Below are 19,981 nucleotides of genomic sequence, written 5' to 3'. Positions count from 1 at the left end.
TGGAATGATCGAGGCGAGGAATGTTTCGGTCGATATCGCCGGCAAGAGAATTGTTGCCGGTGTCGATTTCGATGCGCGGCCGGGCGAGGTGGCGGCAATCGTCGGCCCCAATGGTTCGGGCAAGACGACCTTCCTGAGGGCATTGTCGGGGGACCTCGGCTATACCGGGAGTGTCGTCCTCAACGGCCGCGACCTCGCAGCGATGAAGCCGGTGGAGGTCGCCGTCCAGCGGGCTGTGTTGCCGCAGGCGACGACACTGTCGTTTCCTTTCACTGTGCGGGAGGTCGTCAGGCTTGGCCTGGTCGGTGGCCGTTCGGGCGCGCTGCCGGGCGAGGACGGACGCCTGCCGGAACGGGCGCTGGCGCGGGTCGATCTCGACGGCTTTGCCGGCCGCTTCTATCAGGAGCTTTCCGGTGGCGAGCAGCAGCGTGTCCAGCTTGCGCGCGTGCTGTGCCAGGTCTGGGCGCCGGTGCTCGACGGCAAGCCGCGCTATCTGTTCCTTGACGAGCCGGTGTCCAGCCTCGACATCAAGCACCAGCTGATCATCATGAACATCGCCCGCGACTTCGCCAGAAGGGGCGGGGGCGTGGTAGCGATCCTGCACGACCTCAATCTGACGGCCATGTACGCTGACCGCATCTTCGTGATGCATCGCGGCCGGCTGGCCGCCAGCGGCTCGCCCCGCGACGTGCTGAGTGACCACCTGATCGAGAAGGTGTTCGATTGCCGGCTCAAGGTCGGCGTGCTGCCGGCCGGCAACATGCCGTTCGTGCTCCCGCAATCGTCGGTCAGCTGATATTCAGCCGACACTGCACAATGCGGCAGGGATCAGGCCGCCGGGGCGCGGCGCTCCATCAGCATGTCGATGCCGAGCAGGGCGCGCACATTCGGCCGTGCCGCCACGAGGTCGGCGATCGTGTAACGGGCAAGCACGGCGAAGAAGGCGTTGAGCGCTTCGCGCAATGCGGAGTTCAGCGCGCAGCTGTCGACCAGGGGACATTCGGCGGCATCGTTCTCGAAGCACTCCGCCATGGCAAAACTTTCCTCGGTCACGCGCACAACGTCGAACAGGCTTATCGATTCGGCGGCACGGCCGAGCCGTACCCCTCCGTTCCGGCCGCGCACAGTCTCGACCATGCCATTCTCGACCAGAGGCTGCAGGATTTTGAACAGGAACAGTTCCGACACCGAATAGGCGGCCGCGATCTCCGGTATGCGGCTCAACCGGTCATTGTTGGCGGCGCAATACATCAGAATGCGCATGGCATAGTTGGTTTGGCGCGTAAGCCGCATCTTGTCCTCACTCGGCGCTGATATGATGCAACCACGCCAGATTCTAAACTTTGCTGGCGCGGCCCTCGTCCGGAATCCGGATCGCTGCACTGGTCTCGGCGGAATATGGCCTATACCTTGGAATAATTCCAGACTAGCCGGGCATCATAGATGAATAAACTCGTCAACTTTATGTGCGCCGCCGGGCAAAAGCCGGAACAGACAAACCGGCTGCCACGGGCATTCCGGCGGCCGCGGCACTAGATAGGCCTAATAGACGAGGAGCGGCATGGCTCAATCGGACCAATCCCTGGCGCCAGTGCGGTTCGATGCCGACGCGGGCTCCAAGCTTTCCGCGTTGCGGCGGACAAAGTTCGTCGCCACGGCGGCATTGGCACTCTGCGTGGTGGTCTTTGCCTTGGCCAAGTCCTTCCAGAGCAGCTATCCATGGCTCGGCTTCGTCGCTGCCTTCGCCGAGGCGGCAACGATCGGCGGCCTTGCCGACTGGTACGCGGTGGTGGCGCTGTTCAAACGGCCGGTCGGGTTGCCCATCCCGCACACCGCCATCATCCCGGAAAACCAGGACCGTATCGCCGACAATCTCGGCCGTTTCATCGAGGCCAATTTCCTGGCGCCGGAACCGGTGCGTGAAAAACTCGCCGAGGTCGATTTTTCGGCGCTCGTGGCCGACTGGCTGGCCGATGCCGAACGCGCCGCCGGCCTGTCGCGCTTCGTCGTGCGGCTGGTGCCGCAGACGCTTGCCGCCGTCGAACAATCCGGTCTGCGCGGCTTCGTCACCAGCCGCATGCTCGAACAGATCGAAAAGGTGCCGCTGGCGCCACTTGCGGCCGAACTTCTGTCCGCGCTCACCGACGACCGCCGCCACCAGAAGCTGTTCGACGAGTTCATCAAGGTCATCGGCCGGTTCCTCAACGACGAACAGGCGCTGGCGACGATGCGCGACAAGATCCGCGAGGAACTCCCGTCGCTATTCAACCTGTTCCGGGCCGACGCCTATCTCCTGAAGAAGATCGTCGCTTCGGCTGGCTCCTTGCTGGACGAGGTGCGTGCCGATCCAGATCACCCGATGCGCGCCGAATTCGACCGTTTCGCGCAAAGTTTCGTCGAGCGGCTGCGCACGTCCAAGCAATATGCCAGGCGAGCGGAGAAAATGAAGCGCGACTTCCTCGCCAGACCCGAAATCAGGGCGCTAGCCGGCGACATGTGGGAGAGCCTCAGCCTGTTCATCGAGCAGGACGCCAAGGCGCCGAATTCGTTGATCAGGGAGCATCTGGCCAACATGTTTGTCGAAGTCGGCCGCCATCTTGCCGGAGACGCGCAGATCCGGGCCGACATGAACCAAGGATTCGTGGTGGCGCTGGCCTCCTTCGTCGAAAGCCAGAAGAGCGGTGTGTCGAAATTCATCGCCGACCAGGTCAAGCGCTGGGACCTTGCCCAACTGACACGCCTGATCGAGATGAACATTGGCAGGGACCTGCAATATATCCGCTTCAACGGCATGATCATCGGTGGGCTGGCGGGCATCGTGCTTTACACGATCGAGCTGCTGCTCCCGGTCAATTGATCCCTAGCGATCGCCTAGGCCCGTGTTCGAAATGGACACGAGGCGTTCGAGTGCTATTCTCCTCGATGAGGGCGTCCGCGATCGCGGCAAAGGGGAGATGACAATCATGGCCAGACAATCGGAATCCGATTCTTTCATGGAAATGTTCGGCAGGTTCGGCCGTGACCTGAAGGTGCCGAATGTGGATGTCGAAGCGATTCTTGCGCATCACCGCAAGAATCTCGAAGCTTTGGAGAAATCCGCGCGTGCCGGGGCGGCTGGGACGTCCTCGCTGTTGTCTAGGCAACGCGAAATGCTGCAGGACACGCTGCGCGAGATCGCCGACATGGCGCAGAGCTACCGCGCACCGGGCAATCCGCAGGAGTTGATGGCCAAGCAGACCGAGTTTGCTAGAAAATCCTTTGAGGCGGCGCTCAAGAACGCCGGTGAAGTGGCTGAGCTAGCCAGGAAATCAGGCACCGAATCGATCGACATCCTGCGCGCACGCATCAAGGAGGCGATGGAGGAGGTCCGCGCCGGTTACGGGCAGAAGTAGGTTCTCATGGGCTGTCGTTCCGCTCTCGGCCGGGCACACCCCGTTCCCGATACCGTAACCCTTCGCACAGTTGCATTAGCGCCACGCCATAAGCTCCCGGCAGTCTGAAAGGTCGGCAAAGTCCCAATTCGCCTGCCATCGCATGGCAAGACATGGCACGAGTGAGCGCGAATCCGCCGGAACGGATTTGCGAGGGACGAATTGACAGAGGCCGCCGGTTCGTGGTCCGGAAGCTTTGGAAGCGATCGGGAAAGCAGGCATGACGGAAGTACGGCCTAAAACGCCGCCAACCTACGAGCAGCTGAGAACGATGTCCGGACAGGAGCTCGGCGTCTCGGAATGGACCACGGTCGACCAGAACCGTATCAACCAGTTCGCCGAATGCACGGGCGACCATCAATGGATCCACGTCGATCCTGAACGGGCGCGGCGGCAAAGCCCGTTCCGCACCACGATCGCGCATGGCTATCTGACACTGTCGATCATCGGCGCGCTGGCCCTTGAAATGGGTATCGTGCCCGAGAATACGCAGGCCGCCTTCAACTATGGTTTCGACAAGGTGCGTTTCCTGGCGCCGGTCAAGGTCGGCGCACGCATTCGCATGCGCACGACGCTGCTTTCCATGGAAGACAAAGGCCCGGGCCAGTATCTGATGAAGGCAGCCAACACGGTCGAGATCGAAGGCGACGAAAAGCCGGCGCTGATGGCTGAAACACTCGTCATGCTCTACGAGCGCCGCAAACGGGCAGGGGCTTGAACGGCGACCCGCCAGGCCCCTTGCGTCATTCCTTCAGCTGTTCTTGTGCGGCAAGGAATAGGCCCAGATCTGGGTATGGCGTTTCGGAAAAGGCATGATTGAGCATCCGCGCAAATGGTGAGATTTGGCGGCGTTCTGCCGTTTCATGGATGGTCTGATTTGATGGGGCAGAAGGCCGCAACAACGAGGTGTTGTCGCGGCTTATTTGCCTGCTGACTTGGTGGTCCCCCATATCAGCGAGTCATCGCCGTTTCGAGCGCCTTGAAAATCCGCTCGTCCGCGCACTGGGCGACGTTGAAGCGCAGGAAGCGGCTGGCGGACTGCGACAGGCTGAACGCATTGCCGGGCGCCAGCACGATGTTGTCGGCGAGCGCACTGCGGGCGATTTCGGCCGCGTCCACGCCTTCCGGCAGGGTGCACCACAGGAACAGCCCAGCCGGCTGCTCGATCCAGGGCGTGATGCCGATCGCCTTCAGCCGGGCGCTGGTCTCGCCCATGGCCCGCGAAAGGCGGGCGCGCAGCAAATCCATGTGCTTTCGGTAGCTGCCGTCCTTCAGCAGCGTCAGCACAAGTTCGGCCGCCAGCCGTCCGCCGCCGAAAGTCGTGGCGATCTTGAGATCGGTCAGGCCCTCGATCCAGTCACGGGGCGCGGCGATGAAACCGCAGCGGACCGACGCCGACAGCGTCTTGGAAAAACTGCCGATCTGGACGACGCGACTAAGGCCGTCGAACGCCGCTAGCCTTGGGGCGGGAATGTGCTCGAAATCGGCGAAGATATCATCCTCGACGATGGTCAGATCCGACTGGTCGGCCAGTTTGAGCAAACGATGGGCCGTCACCGGAGACAGGATCGCGCCGGTCGGGTTGTGGATGGCCGAGTTGGTGATGTAGAGGCGCGGCCGGTGTTCGGCCAGCGCCTGGGCGAACAGCTCGATGTCCGGCCCCGATGGCGTGTAGGGCACGCTGACGACCTTGGCGCGGTGGGCGCGCAGCAGAGCATGGAAATTGAAGTAGCAGGGATCGTCGACCAACACGGTGTCGCCCGGCTCGATCAGGAACCGGCAGAGCAGGTCGATGGCCTGGGTGCACGATTCCGTCAGCATGATCTGGTCGGGGAAGGCTTCGATGCCGTGCCCGGCCATGCGCCGCGCCAGCAATTGCCGCAGCGGCGGCAGCCCGAGCGGCGTGCCGTAATCTGTGAGCGCGACATCGTCGGCACGCGCGACAGTGCGCAATGCCCGGCGCAGCCCGGCCTGTGGCATCCATGAAGCCGGCAGCCAGCCGCAGCCGGGTTTCAGGACCTCGTCGCCAGCCTCCAGGGACTGGCGCGAGACCCAGAGCGGATCGACGGCACGGTCGAGCCGGGGACCGATCTCGGCGAGCGACAGCGGTGCCAGCGACCCGGCGGCATAGAAACCGGAACCGGGCCGCGAACGGATCGCGCCTTCGGCGGCAAGCCGTTCGTAGGCCTCGACCACGGTGGATTTCGACACCTGCATGGATTTGGCGAAAGCGCGGATCGAGGGCAACCTTGCTCCAGGCGTCAGGCTGCGCGCGGCAATCCGCTGCCGGATGGCGGCCATGACCCCTTCGACGAGAGTTCCGCCGCTGTCGAGCCTGACTGCTTCGTCCATCTGTACCTTCCAGAAAACCATGACAGTTTTATCGAATTGTACTGCATTGTCTCTGGTGGCGCCATAGCTGCGGGCCCCATAGAGGGGCGAAACAAACGGAGCCTGCGATGGACAAGACGGCGAGCGGCTGGGTGAGCGGATTTATCGGCGTGCTGATTTTCAGCGGTTCGTTGCCGGCGACGCGCGTGGCGGTGATGGATCTCGACCCGATATTCCTGACGTCGGCCCGCGCGGTTATTGCCGGCCTGCTCGGTCTCGCGCTGCTGCTTGTGTTCCGCGAGAAGCGTCCCGGGCGTCATGACTTGCTGTCGCTCGTCATCGTTGCGCTTGGCGTGGTCGTCGGCTTTCCCTTGCTGACGGCATTGGCGCTGAAGCATGTCACCTCGGCCCACTCCATCATCTTCGTCGGCCTGCTGCCGCTGGCGACCGCGATCTTCGGCGTGCTGCGCGGCGGTGAACGGCCCCGGCCGGCCTTCTGGCTGTTCTCATGCCTGGGCAGTGCGCTGGTGGCGGGCTTCGCGCTTGCGCAAGGCGTGACGGCTTCGCCGGTTGGCGATGGGCTGATGCTTGCGGCCATCGTCGCCTGCGGCCTTGGCTACGCCGAGGGTGCCGCGCTGTCGCGCAAGCTCGGGGGCTGGCAAGTGATCTGCTGGGCGCTGGTGCTGTCCCTGCCGGTCATGCTGGTGCTGACTTTTGCGACCCTGCCGCCATCCTTCGCCAGCGTAGGCTCCAATGCCTGGATTGGCCTTGGCTATGTCTCGCTGTTCAGCATGCTGATCGGCTTCGTGTTCTGGTATCGAGGCCTGGCGCAAGGCGGCATTGCGGCGGTGGGGCAGTTGCAGCTTCTGCAACCGTTCTTCGGGCTCGCACTGGCGGCGACGCTGCTGCATGAACAGGTCAGCCCGATGATGATCGTCGTCACGCTCGGCGTGGTGCTTTGCGTTTTCGGCGCGAAGAAGTTTGCCAAGCAGGATTTGCCGCGTCGTGCGGCTGCATAGCGGTGCCGACCCTCACGAGAACTTCGTCACCACCCCAATGCCGATACCCTCGAAGCCGCCCATCGCCATCAAGGCCGCTGGCGCTTCGTCGAGGCTGATCTTCTTGCCGACCAGCAGTTCGGGTTTGAGCTTGCCGTGGCGGATCATCTCCATCATCGCGGGGTAGCGATAGGCCTGCATGCCGTGACTGCCGAGGATTTCGAGTTCGAAGGCGATCACCTTGTCCATCGGCACCTGCGGGCGGGCGTGTTCGCCCAGCATCAAGCCGACCTGCACGTGACGGCCGCGCCGGCGCAGGTTGGCGATCGAGTTGAAGGACGTCGTCGGATGGCCGAGCGCGTCCATCGACATGTGAGCGCCACCATTGGTGATCTGCTTGACGGCCTTGACGACGTTCGGCGTCGTCGAAGCGTTGATGGTCGCCACGGCGCCGATCTGTTTGGCGAAGTCCAGCTTTTCCTCGGTGAGGTCGATGGCGATGACGTTGGCGCCCATCGAACTGGCGATCATGATTGCCGACAGGCCGACGCCGCCGCAGCCATGCACCGCCACCCATTCGCCGGGCTTTACCCGGCCCTGATCGACAATGGCGCGGAACGATGTGACGAAGCGGCAGCCGAGGCTGGCGGCGGTGGCGAATTCCATTTCGTCGGGCAGGCGCACGAGATTGGTATCGGCGTGTTCGATAGCGACATATTCGGCGAATGAGCCCCAGGTGTTGAAGCCAGGCTGGGACTGGTGTTCGCAGACCTGGTGATTGCCTGATGTGCATTCGAAGCAGTGGCCGCAGCCGACGGCAAACGGCACGGTGACGCGTTCGCCCGCCTTCCAGCGGGTGACGTGCTTGCCGGCGGCAACCACGACGCCGGCCAGTTCGTGGCCCGGCACATGCGGCAGGCGGATATCGGCGTCGTGGCCCATCCAGCCGTGCCAGTCGCTGCGGCAGAGCCCGGTCGCCTCGACCTTGATGACGACGCCATCGGCCGCCGGCTTGGGGTCTGGCACGGTCTGGATCGTCGGCGCTTCGCCGAATTTCTCGAAGACGACGGCTTTCATCGTTCATTCCACCCTTGAGACGACACTCACTGTGGAAACGATAGCCGATTCCCTGTTCGGTCAAGCGGAAATCGACTCCGCCAGGCTGGCCAGTCCGCGGACCCTGCGGTCAGCTGTTTTCCTGGTTGCGGAAATCGGCAAGCCGGGTGTCACCGGGGGCAAGCAGGCGGCCGTCTTCTGCGTGCACTTCAAGACGCCTTATCGGCCGGCCACTCTCCGTGTCGACCATGAAGGTGTAGGGCTCGCCCGGACCGGAGAAATAGGTCTCGCCCCATTGCCGCAAGGCGATCAGCACGTAGAACAGGCCGCGTCCTTTTTGCGTCAGCACATATTCATGATGCGCGCTGCCGTCGGGGGCCGGGACGATTTCGAGGATGCCGTGCGTAACCAGATTTCGGAGCCGCGCCGACAGGATGTTCTTGGCAACGCCCAGGCTCTTTTGGAACTCGCCGAAGCGTCGCAACCCGTCGAACGCGTCGCGCACGATGAGCAGCGACCACCAGTCGCCGATCGCATCCAGCGGTCGCGCGATCAGGCAATCCGCACTCTGGTGGCTCGTTCGTTTCACCATGGCTTTCGTTGGTCCAGATTGTTCATTTTGGTTGCAAGATAAAACTGTTCTGTTTATCCCACAAGTGGTTTCAAATTGAAACCTTTCGTGGAGAGCCTCATGAATATACAGGTGGTGAACGGCGCGGCAGCGAAGGCGGCGCAGCCCGAAGAGCCGAGGCAAGTCACACCGGGATTGTCCGGAATGACAGCGCTGGTCTTCGCCATCGCCTGTGGCCTGAGCGTCGCCAATGTCTATTTCGCCCATCCGCTGCTCGACGCCATGGCGCATGATTTTGCCATTGCGCCGGCCTCGATCGGCATCGTGGTGACGGTCACGCAGGTCGGCTATGCGCTTGGCCTGTTCTTCATCGTGCCGCTGGGCGACCTGTTCGATCGCCGCAAGCTGATTGCCGGCCAGGCGATCCTTTCGGCCGTGGCGCTGATAGCCGTTGGACTTGCACCGAACGCGGCGATGCTGGCGAGCCTCGCGGCGGTCGGGCTGCTTGCCGTGATGGTGCAGGTACTGGTTGCCTACGCGGCCGACCTCGCCGCGCCGTCGCAACGGGGGCGGGCGGTCGGCACCGTCACCAGCGGCGTCATAACAGGCATCCTGCTTGCCCGCTTCGTCGCCGGCGTCGTTGCCGATCTCGCCGGCTGGCGCTGGGTCTATCTTGTCTCGGCCGGCCTTACACTTGTCATGGCGGTTGTTCTCCACACCGTCCTGCCGCGCCATGAGGCAGAGCGGCCGCGCACGTCCTACATCAGGCTGTTGGGCTCGATGGTGCTGCTGTTCGTGCGGGAACCGCTGCTGCGCGTGCGCGCGGTGCTCGCCTTGCTGATCTTCGCCAGCTTCAACGTGCTGTGGGCACCGCTGGTGCTGCCGCTCAGCGCGCCGCCGTTTTCACTGTCGCACACCGCGATCGGGCTGTTCGGCCTTGCCGGTGTCGCCGGCGCGCTGGGAGCGCGATGGACAGGCGGCCTTGTCGATCGCGGGCATGGTCAACTGGTCACTGGCCTCAGCCTGCTTATGATGGCGGCGGCCTGGCTGCCTATCGCCTTCATGGGCATGTCACTATGGTTGCTTGTCGCCGGCATCGTCATGCTGGATCTGGCAATCCAGGCCGTCCACGTCACCAATCAGAGCCTGATTTTCTCCCGTCGGCCGGATGCACGCAGCCGGCTGGTCGGCGGCTACATGATCTTCTACTCGGTCGGCAGTGCGCTCGGCTCGATCGCCTCGACCATGGCCTATGCCGCGGCCGGCTGGAGCGGGGTCTCGTTGCTCGGCGCCGGCATCGGCTTGACGGCGCTATTGTTCTGGGCGCTGACGCTGCGCGTTGGCCGGTGAGCCCTTACTCGGCGTCGATCTGGTTCTGTGGCGCGGCTTTCTGGAAAGCGGGTAGCGCCACGCAGGCGGCGTTGATGCGCGCGATTGTCGGATAGGGCGTCATGTCGACGCCGAAGCGGGCGTTGCTGGTGACTTGCGCGGCAAGGCAGATGTCGGCCAGCCCCGCCGCCTCGCCATGGCAGAATGTGCCGGTTTCGGGCGACGCGGTGAGCAATTTTTCGAGCGGTCCAAATCCTTCATTGACCCAATGCCGGAACCAGTTGGCGACATCCTGGTCGCCGGCGCCGAACAGGGTGCGCAGCGAAGCCAGCACGCGCAGATTGTTCACCGGGTGGATGTCGCAGGCGATCATCTGCGCCAGCATTCTCACTCGTGCCCGGCTCGGCGGATCCTTCGGCAATAGCGGGGGTTCAGGTATGGTCTCGTCGAGAAACTCGATGATCGCCAGCGATTGCGTCAGGAGCATCCCGTCGCTCCAGATCAGTGCCGGCACCAGCCCTTGCGGATTGACCGCGAGATAGGCCGCCTCCAGATGCTCGCCATGGCGCAGGTGATGCGGGATGTAGTCATAGCCCACCCCTTTCATCTCCAGGGCAATCCGCACCCGGTGCGAGGTGGAGGAGCGGAAGTAGTTGTGCAGGACAATGTCGCTCATGCGTCACTTCCGCTGGCCGATGGTCAGTTCGATCGTGCCGATGCCGTCGACACCGCCTGATATCGTTTCACCCGGCTTGATCGCGCCGACACCGGCGGGCGTGCCGGTGAAGATCAGGTCGCCAGCCTGCAATTCCACGCCTTCGCTGCAGATCGAGACGATGTCCGATACCGGCCAGATCAGTTCGGCGAGGTCGGCATCCTGTTTCACCGCGCCGTCGACGGCGAGCCAGATGCGTCCCTTGGCCGGGTGCCCGGATTTCCGTGCGGCAACCAGCGGGCCGCAGGGCGCGGAACGGTCGAAGGCCTTCGACCAGTCCCAGGGCCGCGCCGCCTTCTTGGCGGCATCCTGGAGATCGCGGCGGGTGAGATCGATGCCGACGCCATAGCCCCAGACATGGTCCAGCGCTTTGTCGCGGGAAATGCGAAAGCCTGAGGTGCCGATCGCCACCACCAGTTCGATCTCGAAGTGGAGGTTTTCCGTCAGCGGCGGGTAGGGGATATCAGTGCCGGAATCGACCACCGCGTCGGCCGGCTTGGTGAAGAAGAAGGGCGGATCGCGATCGTCATTGCCGAACTCGCGCGCATGTGCCGCATAGTTGCGGCCGACGCAGAAAATGCGCCGCACGGCAAAGCGTTCGCCGGAACCCGCAATGGCGACGGAAGGCGTTGGCGGGGCGGGAAGGACAAAGGCGGTCATGGCGGTCTCTGCGTTTGGCGGGGAGTCGGCGGCACATTCGGCCGATTTCCAGGGGCGGGCAAGGCGTCGCTTTTGATAAAGCATGGGCTTCGCCTAGGCTGTATAAGGGATTCAGGCTTCCGATCATTTTTTTGCAGCGATGAAACCTGTTCGACGGCGATAGACTATTTGCCAATAATCCGGCCATGGTCAGGAGACTATGGTGTGCCCGGTAAACCGGAACGAGCCCTATGACAGCCCCTACCGATCGCGTCCGGTTCCTTATCATCGACGATCATCCGCTGTTTCGCGAGGCGCTGCACAGCGCCGTTCAAATGGCTTATCCCGAGGTCGACACAGTCGAAGCGCGCTCGATCGCCGAGGCGCTGGACTTGCTGGCCGACGCAAAGCCTTTCGACCTTGCGCTTCTGGACCTCAGCATGCCCGACGTGCACGGCTTCGAGGGGTTGTTGCAGCTCAGGACCCGCTATCCGCGCCTGCCAGTGGTGATCGTGTCGGGTTATGAGGAGCCTCGCATCATTTCCGAGGCCTTGTCCTACGGCGCTGCCGGCTTCATTCCGAAATCGGCGCGCAAGAGCGATCTCGCCGCCGCCATTCGCTCGGTGATGGACGGCGCGATCTATGTGCCTGAAACCTATGAGGGCCTGCCGCCGGGCGCGGACAGCACCGATCGCGCCGATATGGTGCAGCGGCTTTCCAAGCTGACGCCGCAGCAATTGCGCGTGCTGCAGATGCTGCGCCAGGGCCTGCTCAACAAGCAGATCGCCTACGAGCTGCAGGTCGGCGAGACCACGGTGAAGGCGCATGTGTCGGAGATCCTGCGCAAGCTCAATGTGTATAGCCGCACGCAAGCGGTGATCGAGGTGTCGAAGCTGGACAGCGCCGAGCTATTCCGGGATCAGGTAGGGTTTTGAGCCAACCCTCCCGCTATGCCAGCAGATGCGCCAGCAGGGCGCGCAGTTGCGCCGGCTTCACCGGCTTGCGCATCAGTTCGATGCCGCCGGCCCGTGCTGCCTTGGCCACGGCTTCGGAGCTGTCGGCGGTGACAATCAGCGCCGGCACGGCGCGGCCGAGATAGTCGCGGACCTCCGATATGGTGGTGGTGCCGAGATCGCCGCCGTCGAGATGCTGGTCGGCAATGACGATGTCGGGCAGCCAGTCGGTGTCGCCAAGCATGTCCAGCGCATCGGCGGTGGAGGTCGCCGCGCGTACCAGGCACTGCCAGCGTTCGAGCAGGAAGGTCATGGCTTCCAGCACTTCGGCGTCGTTTTCGACCAGCAGCACCTTGGTGCCGAACAGGCCGTAGCCGCGCGGCCGCTCCATGCTGGCGGCGCTGGCGATGGCGTCGGCCGGCGCGCCGAGGCCGACGGGGACATCGATGTGGAAGATGGTACCGCGGCCGACCCTGGATGAAAACGTGACGGGATGGCCGAGCGCGCCGGCCATGCGGCGCACGATGGCGAGCCCCAGCCCAAGACCGCCGCCGTCGAGTTCGGCGGTAGCCGGCAAGGTGCCGCGATGGAACTCCTCGAACACCGCTTCGCGCTGATCCTCGGGGATGCCGCAGCCCGTGTCGGCGACATCGATGCGGATGGTGTCGCCGCGATGGCGTGTGCCGACAAGGACGCCGCCCGAGCGCGTATAGCCCAGCGCGTTGGAAAGGATGTTCTGCAGGATGCGGCGCAGCAGCGTCCTGTCCGAGCGGACCACGGCATTGACCGGCCGGAATTTCAGCGACAGCGCCTTCAATTCCGCCACAGGCTGGAAATCCGAGCGCAGCGACGAGAACAGCGCCTCCAGGCTGACGTCGCCAATGTCGGGCTGAACCACGCCGGCGTCGAGCTTGGAGATGTCGAGCAAGGTGCGCAGCAGGTCTTCCATCGTTTCCAGCGAGCGCTCGACCTGCCGCACGAGCTTCTTTCCCTCTTCGCTGGTCTGCACCTCGGCAAGGGCTGAGACGGAGAGATGGGCGGCGTTCAGCGGCTGCAGCACGTCGTGGCTGGCCGCAGCCAGAAACCGTGTCTTGGACAGGTTCGCCTGTTCGGCGTTTTCCTTGGCGGCGCTGAGATCGATGTTCGACTGCTCCAGCCGCCGCAACGTCGAATGCAGTTCCTCGGTGCGCGTACGCACCCGGCTTTCCAGCGAGATCGCCGTCTGGAACAGCGAAAAGGCATTGCCTTGCTGGTCCATCGAGCGCTCGACGCGGCTGACCAGGGCGGCGTTGATCTTCTTCAGCCTGTCGAGATCGTTTATGTTCCTGAGCGGCATGCTGTTGCGCCGCCCTATTCAGCCGCCTGGCGGTCGCCGAAAGCGATGCCGGTGAAAGTCTGGTTGAGGTGCATCGACCGGTATTGTTCGCCATAGGTGCCGAAGCCGATGACATTGTTGATCCGGTAGAGTTCCGAAATGTCACGAAAGACCTGGCGGTTGCGCGCATCCAGCCGGCGCAGCACGCAGTCGAAGCCAAGGATCATATCGATGCCGCCCAGCCTTTCCTCGACCTCGCGCAATGCCGCTCGTGTCGCGTCCACCATGTCCTTGGGCTGGGCGATCGACAGCACGACACCGTCGTCGATGGCGCAGAAGAACGACAGCGAGCCATCCGCGTGCATCTTCTGGATCGAGCGGCAGTAATATTCTCCGCCCACCTTCACCACCACTGGATGCGAGGCGAAGCTCAACGGTGTCAAGGTCTGTGGGAGGATCCCGACCGAAGCGGCATATTCCTCCGCCGCATTGGTGGCGTTGAATTCCCGCACGACGCGGTGATCCGGGTCGGACGCGGTCACCACCAGCTTTTCGTCGGTGGGAACGAAATTGTCGGTCTTGAAGACGTGGAACGGAATTTCCGTGGCGACCAGCACGATGATGGCGCTGTCGGAGGTGACCCTGCCGTTCGAGATCAGACGCGTCGTCTCGAATTTCAAATCGTCGCCAGCCGAGCCGCCGAGGAGCGGTATGTCGTCGAGACCCCAGTGGATGGCCGAACTCACCGCTTCCTCGGCATAGGACAGCCCGTCGATGAAGCAGAGCGCGAAGGTGTTGCTGGTCTGCTCGCCGCCGAGCCGGGCGCGCAGCGTGCGCCGCAGGGCCTCGACCTCTTCGGTGATCCTGTCCATGCCCGATGTCGACAGATTGTCGATCATCGTGCTGACCGCCGTGAAGGACGCCGAGGGCAGCAGCATCGCCAGCATATGGCCTTCCTCGAGCCCCTGCGGCGTGATCTCGCCGGCGGTGGAACAGCCAGCATGGTGGAGACACGGCGCGTGGGCCGAGAGTGCCCGTGACAGGGCGCCGGCCTCGATCAGGCTCTGGGAAAAGAACACGAGGGCAAAGCCGGCATTGATGGCGGCGGCCTCGGCGGCTACCGCTCGTGCGAAGACATCCGGGTCGGGCTGGTCCGTGGTCAGCGCCGACAAGCCGCATGCGTAGCGCGTCCGTGAACTTGTCAGCGGCGGTCCTCCCGCATTTCCTCCGACGCCTTCTTGTGCGCGGCTTTTCAAGTGCTTCTGGCGCGCGGGCGACGAGGGCATTGTTGCCGCCAGAAGGCGTTTTGGCAATGGGGCCGGAGGAATGCACTTTGGTGCCCTGGCCATGACCGAAAGTACAATGATCCGCCTTTTCCGTCGTGCTGTTTTTTGTGCGTTGTGCGGTGTACGACTAGCACGTGGCCGAAGTGCCAGCGGCGCGTCGGCAGCGTAAGACCAAGGTTGACACCCAGGGAGGGGCTATGTCGGACGTTTCGTTGATGGTGAACGGCAAGCGGGTCGGCGGTGCCGTCGAGGATCGAACGCTGCTCGTCCATTTCCTGCGGGAGAACCTCGGCCTGACCGGCACTCATGTCGGTTGCGACACTTCGCAATGCGGCGCCTGCGTCGTCCATGTCGATGGCAAGGCGGTGAAGTCCTGCACCATGCTCGCGGTCCAGGCCTCGGGGTCGAGCGTGATTACGATCGAAGGCCTGGCCAACGGCGCCGACCTGCATCCCGTCCAGGCAGCCTTCAAGGAACATCATGGTCTGCAATGCGGCTTTTGCACGCCGGGCATGATCATGGCCGCGGCCGACATGATCAACCGCCACCCCGAAGGCCTCGACGAGGCCACGGTGCGGGCAGAACTCGAAGGCAATATCTGCCGCTGCACAGGTTACCACAACATCGTGAAAGCCATCCTCGCCGCATCGACGACGATGTCGAAGGGGGCCAGGGGCAAGGCGAAGCAGGCGGCGTGAGGGAAAAGAGGAGTGGAGTAGTCGGTAGTCAGTAATCGGTCTGAACCGGCGGCTGTCCTCACTACTACTTCCTATTCACACTTCCTATTCACTTTTCGGGAGGAATCTCTGCATGGGTATCGAAGGTGTCGGCGCTCGGGTCGCGCGCAAGGAAGACAAAAGGTTTATCACCGGCGCCGGCCGCTATGTCGACGACATGGTGGTGCCCGGCATGAAGCATGCGGCCTTCGTGCGCAGCCCGCACGCCCATGCGCAGATCAAGAAGATCGACGTGAAAGCGGCTCAAGGCATGCCGGGCGTCATCGGCGTCTTGACCGGCAAGGAACTCAAGGCCGACGGCATCGGCAACCTCATCTGCGGCTGGATGATCCATTCCAAGGACGGCACGCCCATGAAGATGGGCGCATGGTCGCCGCTGGCAGTCGACAAGGTCCGTTATGTCGGCGATGCGGTCGTGGTGGTGGTGGCGGAAACCAAGGGCCAGGCACGCGATGCGGCCGAGGCGGTCGAGATCACCTACAAGGAATTGAAGGCGGTCGTCGACGCAACAAAGGCACTCGAAAAGGGTGCGCCGCAGGTCCATGCCGAGGCCGAGAACAACCTGATCTTCGACTGGGAGATCGGCGATGCCAAGGCCACGGACGCCGCCATCGGGGCGGCGGCGCATGTCACCCGCATGAAGATCGTCAACAACCGGTTGGTGCCGAACGCCATGGAGCCGCGCGCCGCACTTGGCCATTACGACAAGGCCGAGGATCATTACACCTGCTGGACGACATCGCAAAACCCGCATGTCGCGCGGCTGGTGATGAGCGCCTTCTACAATGTCGCGCCCGAAAACAAGCTGCGCGTGATCGCGCCGGATGTCGGCGGCGGCTTTGGTTCCAAGATCTATATCTACCCGGAAGAGATCGTCTGCCTATGGGCCTCGAAGAAGACCGGAGTGCCGGTCAAATGGGTCGCCGATCGCACCGAGAGCTTCCTCACCGACGCGCATGGCCGCGACCACGTCTCGACGGTGGAAATGGCATTCGACAAGAACAACAGGATTACCGGCTTCAAGGTCGATACGATCGCCAATCTCGGCGCCTACATGTCGCTGTTCTCGTCCTGCGTGCCAACCTATCTCTATGCAACGCTGCTGTCGGGCCAATATGACATCCCGGCCATCCACGCCAATGTGCGCACTGTCTACACCAACACGGCACCCGTCGATGCCTATCGCGGGGCAGGGCGGCCGGAAGCCACCTATCTTCTGGAACGCACCATGGAAGCGGCGGCACGCGAGCTCGGCGTCTCTCCGGCAGATCTTAGGCGCAAGAATTTCATCACCACGTTTCCGCACCAGACACCGGTGATCATGAACTATGACGCCGGGGACTATGGCGCTTCGCTCGACGCGGCTATGAAGACCGCCGACTATACCGGCTTTGCCAGGCGCAAGGCGGATTCGGTCAGGAATGGCAAGCTGCGCGGCATTGGCATGAGCTGCTACATCGAGGCCTGCGGCATCGCGCCGTCGGCGGCGGTCGGCTCGCTCGGCGCCGGCGTCGGCCTGTGGGAATCGGCTGAGGTGAGGGTGAACGCCGTCGGCACGATCGAGGTGCTGACCGGCTCGCACAGCCATGGCCAAGGGCACGAGACGACCTTCGCGCAACTGGTCAACCAGCGTTTCGGGGTGCCAATCGATTCGGTGTCGATCGTCCACGGTGACACCGACAAGGTGCAGATGGGCATGGGCACCTACGGCTCGCGCTCGGGCGCGGTCGGCATGTCGGCGATTGCCAAGGCGCTCGACAAGGTCGAGGCCAAGGCCAAGAAGATCGCCGCCCACCTGCTCGAAGCCGACGAGGGCGACATCGTCATCGAGAACGGCGAGGTCAAGGTCGCCGGCACCGACAAGAGCCTGCCGTGGTTCCAGGTGGCTTTGGCCGCCTATACCGCGCACAATTTGCCGGCCGGCATGGAGCCAGGACTTAAGGAAACGGCGTTCTACGATCCGGCGAACTTCACCTTCCCGGCGGGCTGCTATATCTGCGAGGTCGAGATCGATCCGGAAACCGGAACGACCGAGATCGTGCAGTTCGTGGCTGCGGACGATTTCGGCAACATCATCAATCCGATGATCGTCGAAGGACAGGTGCATGGCGGCATCGCCCAGGGCATCGGCCAGGCGCTGCTGGAAGGCGCTCACTACGACGCCAGCGGGCAACTGCTGACGGCAAGCTACATGGACTACACCATGCCACGTGCCGGCGACCTGCCGTCGTTCAAGGTCTCGACGTCGAACACGCCATGTCCGAGCAACCCGCTCGGGATCAAGGGCTGCGGCGAGGCCGGTGCCATCGGCTCGCCGCCAGCAGTGATCAATGCCATCACCGACGCCATCGGCATCGTCGATATCGCCATGCCGGCCACACCGTCCACCGTGTGGGCCGCGATCCGCGCGGCGAAATGAGTGACTAGGGAAGTAGTGAGTTGCGGATAGGGCAGCGTGCCATCTCCGGCAGCGGCCATTCCCTACTGACTACTCACTGCTGACTAACCACTTAGGGGGAGGATCCCATGTACGCAGTCAACTATCACCGTGCCGCCTCGGTCACTGAAGCCGCCAAGCTCGTGAAGAGCGGCGACGCCAAGCTGCTTTCTGGCGGCATGACCTTGATCCCCGCCATGAAGACGCGGCTGGCGGCGCCGTCCGATCTGGTCGACCTGTCCCGCATCAAGGAACTGCAGGGGGTCAAGGTGTCGGGCAAGACGGTCACGATCGGCGCTGCCACCACGCATTTCGACGTTGCCAATGACGAGAAGCTGCGCAAGGCCTGCCCGGCACTTGCCCATCTGGCGTCGCTGATCGGCGATCCGGCGGTACGCCACAAGGGCACGATCGGCGGTTCGATCGCCAATAACGATCCGGCGGCGGACTATCCGGCCGCACTTCTGGCGCTCGGCGCCACCATCATCACCAACAAGCGCGAGATGTCAGCCGACAAGTTCTTCAAGGGGCTGTTCGAAACCTCCTTGAAGGACGGCGAGATCGTCACGGCGGTCTCCTTTACGGCACCGGCGAAGGCTGCGTACGAAAAATTCCGCAATCCGGCCTCGCGCTACGCGATCGTCGGCGTGTTCGTGGCCAAGGGCAAGGACGGCGTCAGTGTTGCCGTCACCGGCGCCGGCGACGACGGCGTCTTCCGCTCGAAGGAGATCGAGGCAGCACTTGCCAAGAGCTTCGATGCCGCTTCGCTCAATGGTGTGAAAGTGCCGGCGAAGAACCTGATGAGCGACATTCACGCTTCATCAGACTACCGTGCCAATCTGATCACGGTCATGGCCAAGCGCGCTGTGGCGGCAGCCAACGCCTGACGCAAGATCGATTAGGCCAAGGGAACGGGCTGTCACGGCCCGTTTTCATTCCCGGCGACCGTAGGCCTAGTTCCCGTCGGCCACGTCCCCATCCTTGCTTGAAGCAATTCCGGCCCATGCTGCGGGGGACATGCATCGGCGGCAATCTCGCACTTGCACAAACTTATATTGCGCTGCAGTATAGATCAGGGCGGGAATGCGAGCCGGGTTCGGGAATAGCCGTGCCTTTCGCATTACAATGCGAAGGGATCGGCATGTCCGAAATTTCCGCGACCCATCTGGTTCCGCCCCGAGCGATCGTCGAGCGACCGGCCAGGACAAGACTGGCCTATCTCGATGGCTGGCGCGGTCTGTCGGTCGCGCTCGTGCTGATCGGGCATTTTTTTCCCGTTCCCGGGATCAATCTGGGCGTGCTGGGCGTCGAATTCTTCTTCGTGCTCAGCGGCCGGCTGATGGCCGAAATCCTGTTCATCGAACGCTATCCGCTGAAGAAATTTTTCAAACGCCGGTTCTCGCGCATCTATCCGGCGCTTCTGGTCTTTGTTGTCGTCGCCATGATCGCGCTCTCAGGCACGTTCATCGCCTTCAAATGGAAGGCGGCCCTGACGGCGCTGACCTTCACCTACAACTATGCCGGAATTCTCCTGAATCGGGCCGGCGCGCTCGACCACATCTGGTCGCTCTGCATCGAAGAACATGCCTATATCATCCTGGCGGCGATCAGCGCGGTCGTTGCCAGCCGCAGCCGTGTCATCCCGCTGCTGCTGGTCCTGGCTCTGGTGGCCATGGTCAATGGCGCGGTTTCCTACTGGTTCCTGCACATGGATTATGAGACCACGTACTGGCGCACCGACGTGCACATCGCCTCGATCCTGCTGTCGGCCGCGATCTGCCTGCTCAAAGCGGACGGCAAGCCGCCGACCTTGCTGAAGGGGCCTTATGTCGCCGTTGCGGCGGCCGTCGGCGCGGTTTGCCTGTTCATGGACTCGGTACCGACACCGATCCACTATCTGGCCGCGGTGCCATTGCTGGCGATTGCCGTCAACGCGCTGGATTTCAGCACGCGGTTCTTGTCCGGATGGCTGTCGTCCCTGCCGATGACGACGCTGGGTCTATGGTCATATTCGCTCTATCTGTGGCAGCAGCCCTTCTACAAATTCGTCTACGAGCAGGGCAGCAATCCATGGCCGATGCTGGCCGGGGTTTTTGCCTGCGCGCTCTGCAGCTACTACCTGATCGAGCGCCCAGCACGCGAATGGCTCAACCGCAATTGGTGAGCCGCCCGATTGTTTTGAT

19 protein-coding genes are annotated in these 19,981 nt (G+C 63.1%); 11 read left to right on the top strand and 8 right to left on the bottom strand.

The window, feature by feature from the left end; genetic code table 11:
* Positions 1-4 precede the first annotated feature (4 nt).
* Positions 5-796 (top strand): heme ABC transporter ATP-binding protein, encoded by a 792-nt coding sequence (locus LB516_RS08410; RefSeq protein WP_224719318.1) that lies wholly within the window; start codon positions 5-7, stop codon positions 794-796.
* A gap of 32 nt (positions 797-828) precedes the next feature.
* On the opposite strand, the gene rirA is transcribed toward LB516_RS08410, so the two are convergent.
* Positions 829-1,293 carry an iron-responsive transcriptional regulator RirA gene (rirA, locus tag LB516_RS08405; RefSeq protein WP_015317488.1) on the bottom strand — a complete coding sequence of 155 codons (465 nt, stop codon included), beginning with the start codon at positions 1,291-1,293 and terminating at the stop codon, positions 829-831.
* Positions 1,294-1,561: 268 nt separating this feature from the next.
* Between rirA and LB516_RS08400 the strand changes: the two genes are divergently transcribed.
* The 3 genes from LB516_RS08400 (at position 1,562) to LB516_RS08390 (ending at position 4,149) form a co-directional block, all read left to right on the top strand.
* Positions 1,562-2,857 carry a DUF445 domain-containing protein gene (locus LB516_RS08400; RefSeq protein ID WP_224719317.1) on the top strand — a complete coding sequence of 432 codons (1,296 nt, stop codon included), beginning with the start codon at positions 1,562-1,564 and terminating at the stop codon, positions 2,855-2,857.
* 106 nt (positions 2,858-2,963) lie between these two features.
* Positions 2,964-3,392 carry a phasin family protein gene (locus tag LB516_RS08395; protein ID WP_140616026.1) on the top strand — a complete coding sequence of 143 codons (429 nt, stop codon included), beginning with the start codon at positions 2,964-2,966 and terminating at the stop codon, positions 3,390-3,392.
* Positions 3,393-3,651: 259 nt separating this feature from the next.
* Entirely contained in the window at positions 3,652-4,149 is a 498-nt protein-coding gene (locus tag LB516_RS08390; RefSeq protein WP_224719316.1) for a MaoC family dehydratase, read from the top strand.
* A gap of 233 nt (positions 4,150-4,382) precedes the next feature.
* Here the strand turns inward: LB516_RS08390 and LB516_RS08385 are convergent, their stop codons facing one another.
* Positions 4,383-5,783: a PLP-dependent aminotransferase family protein gene (locus LB516_RS08385; protein WP_224719315.1), complete on the bottom strand. Its 1,401-nt coding sequence runs from the start codon at positions 5,781-5,783 to the stop codon at positions 4,383-4,385.
* A 107-nt stretch (positions 5,784-5,890) separates the two neighbouring features.
* Between LB516_RS08385 and LB516_RS08380 the strand changes: the two genes are divergently transcribed.
* Positions 5,891-6,781 carry a DMT family transporter gene (locus LB516_RS08380; protein ID WP_140616032.1) on the top strand — a complete coding sequence of 297 codons (891 nt, stop codon included), beginning with the start codon at positions 5,891-5,893 and terminating at the stop codon, positions 6,779-6,781.
* 12 nt (positions 6,782-6,793) lie between these two features.
* On the opposite strand, the gene LB516_RS08375 is transcribed toward LB516_RS08380, so the two are convergent.
* The gene (locus LB516_RS08375; RefSeq protein ID WP_015317494.1) at positions 6,794-7,837 is read right to left on the bottom strand and encodes a zinc-dependent alcohol dehydrogenase family protein; all 1,044 of its coding nucleotides are present in this window, start codon (positions 7,835-7,837) and stop codon (positions 6,794-6,796) included.
* Positions 7,838-7,946: 109 nt separating this feature from the next.
* Positions 7,947-8,408, bottom strand: coding sequence for a winged helix-turn-helix transcriptional regulator (locus LB516_RS08370; RefSeq protein ID WP_224719314.1), 462 nt, complete (start codon positions 8,406-8,408; stop codon positions 7,947-7,949).
* 99 nt (positions 8,409-8,507) lie between these two features.
* Here LB516_RS08370 and LB516_RS08365 point away from each other — a divergent pair, with 99 nt between their 5' ends.
* On the top strand, positions 8,508-9,737 hold the full coding sequence (locus LB516_RS08365; RefSeq protein WP_224719313.1) for an MFS transporter: 1,230 nt from the start codon (positions 8,508-8,510) through the stop codon (positions 9,735-9,737).
* Between the two features lie 4 nt (positions 9,738-9,741).
* Here LB516_RS08365 and maiA read toward each other — a convergent pair whose 3' ends face one another.
* Together maiA and LB516_RS08355 are read right to left on the bottom strand one after the other, a co-directional pair.
* Positions 9,742-10,392: a maleylacetoacetate isomerase gene (gene maiA, locus LB516_RS08360; protein ID WP_224719312.1), complete on the bottom strand. Its 651-nt coding sequence runs from the start codon at positions 10,390-10,392 to the stop codon at positions 9,742-9,744.
* Between the two features lie 3 nt (positions 10,393-10,395).
* On the bottom strand, positions 10,396-11,091 hold the full coding sequence (locus LB516_RS08355) for a fumarylacetoacetate hydrolase family protein (RefSeq protein ID WP_140661096.1): 696 nt from the start codon (positions 11,089-11,091) through the stop codon (positions 10,396-10,398).
* A 230-nt stretch (positions 11,092-11,321) separates the two neighbouring features.
* Between LB516_RS08355 and LB516_RS08350 the strand changes: the two genes are divergently transcribed.
* A complete protein-coding gene (locus LB516_RS08350) occupies positions 11,322-12,005 on the top strand; it encodes a response regulator (protein ID WP_015317499.1) in 684 nt (227 codons plus the stop codon).
* Positions 12,006-12,018: 13 nt separating this feature from the next.
* Here LB516_RS08350 and LB516_RS08345 read toward each other — a convergent pair whose 3' ends face one another.
* Together LB516_RS08345 and LB516_RS08340 are read right to left on the bottom strand one after the other, a co-directional pair.
* Positions 12,019-13,359, bottom strand: coding sequence for a hybrid sensor histidine kinase/response regulator (locus tag LB516_RS08345; protein WP_015317500.1), 1,341 nt, complete (start codon positions 13,357-13,359; stop codon positions 12,019-12,021).
* Between the two features lie 14 nt (positions 13,360-13,373).
* Positions 13,374-14,510, bottom strand: a complete 1,137-nt coding sequence (locus tag LB516_RS08340) for an FIST signal transduction protein (RefSeq protein ID WP_041163431.1) — start codon at positions 14,508-14,510, stop codon at positions 13,374-13,376.
* A gap of 311 nt (positions 14,511-14,821) precedes the next feature.
* Here LB516_RS08340 and LB516_RS08335 point away from each other — a divergent pair, with 311 nt between their 5' ends.
* The 4 genes from LB516_RS08335 (at position 14,822) to LB516_RS08320 (ending at position 19,962) form a co-directional block, all read left to right on the top strand.
* The gene (locus tag LB516_RS08335; protein ID WP_224719311.1) at positions 14,822-15,322 is read left to right on the top strand and encodes a (2Fe-2S)-binding protein; all 501 of its coding nucleotides are present in this window, start codon (positions 14,822-14,824) and stop codon (positions 15,320-15,322) included.
* A 112-nt stretch (positions 15,323-15,434) separates the two neighbouring features.
* Positions 15,435-17,780: a xanthine dehydrogenase family protein molybdopterin-binding subunit gene (locus LB516_RS08330; protein ID WP_140616038.1), complete on the top strand. Its 2,346-nt coding sequence runs from the start codon at positions 15,435-15,437 to the stop codon at positions 17,778-17,780.
* Between the two features lie 107 nt (positions 17,781-17,887).
* Complete coding sequence (locus tag LB516_RS08325) at positions 17,888-18,685, top strand: FAD binding domain-containing protein (protein ID WP_140723790.1); 798 nt, start codon at positions 17,888-17,890, stop codon at positions 18,683-18,685.
* A 254-nt stretch (positions 18,686-18,939) separates the two neighbouring features.
* The gene (locus LB516_RS08320; RefSeq protein WP_224719310.1) at positions 18,940-19,962 is read left to right on the top strand and encodes an acyltransferase family protein; all 1,023 of its coding nucleotides are present in this window, start codon (positions 18,940-18,942) and stop codon (positions 19,960-19,962) included.
* Positions 19,963-19,981 lie beyond the last annotated feature (19 nt).

The sequence above is a fragment of the Mesorhizobium sp. CO1-1-7 genome, assembly GCF_020164885.1.
Taxonomy (GTDB): Bacteria; Pseudomonadota; Alphaproteobacteria; order Rhizobiales; family Rhizobiaceae; genus Mesorhizobium; species Mesorhizobium australicum.
The sequence above is the reverse complement of the archived record's forward strand: the minus strand, read 5'-3'. Positions and strand labels throughout refer to the sequence as shown.